Genomic DNA, 2,295 nt, shown 5'->3' with positions numbered 1-2,295 from the left:
GCGGCTACCAGCCGCCGCCCTTCAGCTCGTCGAGGTCGAGCTCGAGGATCTCGAGGTTCTCCGCCGCGGTGCCGGTACCGGACAGGGTGTCGTGGACGGCGGTCCAGAACTTCGAGGAGACCTCGTTGTAGGAGACCTTGGTCGGCGCCGACGGCCGCGGCACGGCGTTGAGGAAGATGTCCTTCCAGCGCGGGATCAGCGACTGCTGCGCGGCGATGTCGGCGTCGTCGTAGAGCGAGATGATCGTCGGCAGGTGCGAGAGCTGGAGCGCCATCGCCTTCTGGCTCTCGGTCGAGGTCATGAACATGACGAGCTCGGTCGCGGCCTCGGGGTTGGGCGAGTAGCGCGAGACGGCGATGTTCCAGCCGCCGAGCGTCGCCGCCGAGGTATTGTCGCCGCCGCCGGACGGCAGGGGAGCGACGTCGAACTTGCCGGTGATCGGGCTGTCGGCGGCGTTGCCGAGGGCGTAGGCATAGGGCCAGTTGCGCATGAAGACCGAGTTGCCGGTCTGCCATACGCCGCGCGATTCCTCCTCGGTGTAGGAGAGGACGCCCGGCGGCGAGATGGTGCCGACCCAGCCCTTGGCCATCTCGAGCGCGGCGACCGCGTTCTCGTTGTTGACCGAGATGGTGCCGTCGGCCTCGATGATCTGCCCGCCGCCGTTCGACTTGATCCATTCCAGCGCGTTGCAGGTCAGCCCCTCGTAGGCGGCGCCCTGCCAGACGTAGCCCCAGAGGTCGCCCGAGCCCTCGGCGCGCTCGGCCTCCATCACCTTCTGGGCGGTGGCGGTCAGCTCGTCCCAGGTCTTCGGCACCTCGGCGCCGTGCTTCTCGAGCAGGTCCTTGCGGTAGTAGAGCGCCGGGGCGTCGGTGAAGAAGGGCATGGCGACGAGCTTGCCGTTCACCGTCTGCGACTCGATGATCGAGGGGAAGTGGTCGGGCGTGACCGCGGACGCCGCCTCGGTGAGGTCGAGGAACTGGTCGGAGAGCTGCGGCGCCCAGATCACGTCGACGAGGTAGACGTCGATGTCGGCGTTGCCGGCGGCGAGCCAGAGCTTGTACTGGGCGAACTGGTCGGTGGTCGAGGAGGGCATCGGGACGAAGGTCACCGTGTTGCCGGTCTGCGCCTCCCAGGGCTTCACCAGCTCGCGGTAGGCGGCGATGTCGGCGCCGACCGCGCCCGAGACGATGTTGATGTTGACGGCACCCGCGGCCGACGCCCAGAGCGTCGCGACCGCCGCACCGAGGGCGAGCGCCCCCTTCGTGCCCCACCCCGTTGCCGTCCGCATGCGCCGCCCTCCCCTGGCTTCCGGTCGTCGTCGGCTCGACCTTAACCCCATTTTCACTCGTCAGTCGAGCAAAAGCGGCGGCGGTTCAGATCAGGCCGAGGCTGCGGAAGGAGGCCTCGGCGCCCTTGCCGATCACCACATGGTCGTGGAGGACGACGCCGATCGCCTCGCAGGCGCGGACGATCTCCTCGGTCATCGCGATGTCGGCGCCGCTCGGGGTAGGGTCGCCCGAGGGGTGGTTGTGGACGAGGATGAGGGCGGAGGCGTTGAGCTCCAGCGCCCGCCGGGCGACCTCGCGCGGGTAGACCGGGACGTGGTCGACGGTGCCCTTCGCCTGCGGCTCGTCGGCGACGAGCACGTTCTTGCGGTCGAGGAAGAGGATGCGGAACTGTTCGGTCTCGCGGTAGGCCATGACGGTGCGGCAGTAGGCCATGAGCTCGTCCCAGGAGGAGATGACCGAGCGGCGGATGACGCGGGCCTGCGCCATGCGGTGGGCGAAGGCCTCGACGATGCGGAGCTGGAGCCAGACCTTGGACGTGGCGCCCGGCACCTGCAGCAGCCGGTGCTCGGAGGCGGCGACGACGCCGTTGAGGTCGCCGAAGGCGGCGAGCAGCGCCTTGGCGAGCGGCTTCACGTCGCGCCGGTCGATGGCGTTGAAGAGGAGGAGCTCGAGGAGCTCGTATTCCGGCATGGCGGCGTGCCCGCCGGCGAGGAAGCGCTGGCGCAGCCGCTCGCGGTGGCCCCAGTAGTGCGGGCGGACCTCGGAGGCGGGGCCGGGGTCGGGTGGCAGGCGCAGCTCGAATTCGTGCAGGCCTTGCAGCGCCTGCTCGGAAAAGCCCGGTCGTTCTTTCTCCCGGTCGGACATCGCCGCCTCCCGCCGCAGTCGGTGGAAAATCGGCCCCACAGGGTTAACGGCGGGTTAGCGCCCCGGATGAGGGGTGCCCGAACGAATCGCGCGCGTGGTGGATCCGAGGCAAATACTCGGGAAATGTGCGGGCGAGCACAAC

2 protein-coding genes are annotated in these 2,295 nt (G+C 69.3%); both read right to left on the bottom strand.

What is annotated here, in order from left to right; all coding sequences use genetic code 11:
- Positions 1 to 4 precede the first annotated feature (4 nt).
- Positions 5 to 1,288 (bottom strand): ABC transporter substrate-binding protein, encoded by a 1,284-nt coding sequence (locus Q0112_RS07340; protein ID WP_297973370.1) that lies wholly within the window; start codon positions 1,286 to 1,288, stop codon positions 5 to 7.
- Positions 1,289 to 1,373: 85 nt separating this feature from the next.
- The gene (gene radC / locus Q0112_RS07335) at positions 1,374 to 2,153 is read right to left on the bottom strand and encodes a DNA repair protein RadC (protein ID WP_297973367.1); all 780 of its coding nucleotides are present in this window, start codon (positions 2,151 to 2,153) and stop codon (positions 1,374 to 1,376) included.
- Positions 2,154 to 2,295 lie beyond the last annotated feature (142 nt).

Origin of the sequence: uncultured Amaricoccus sp. (genome assembly GCF_937858865.1) — a bacterium.
Taxonomy (GTDB): Bacteria; Pseudomonadota; Alphaproteobacteria; order Rhodobacterales; family Rhodobacteraceae; genus Amaricoccus.
This window is presented reverse-complemented; position numbering and strand designations above follow the sequence as displayed.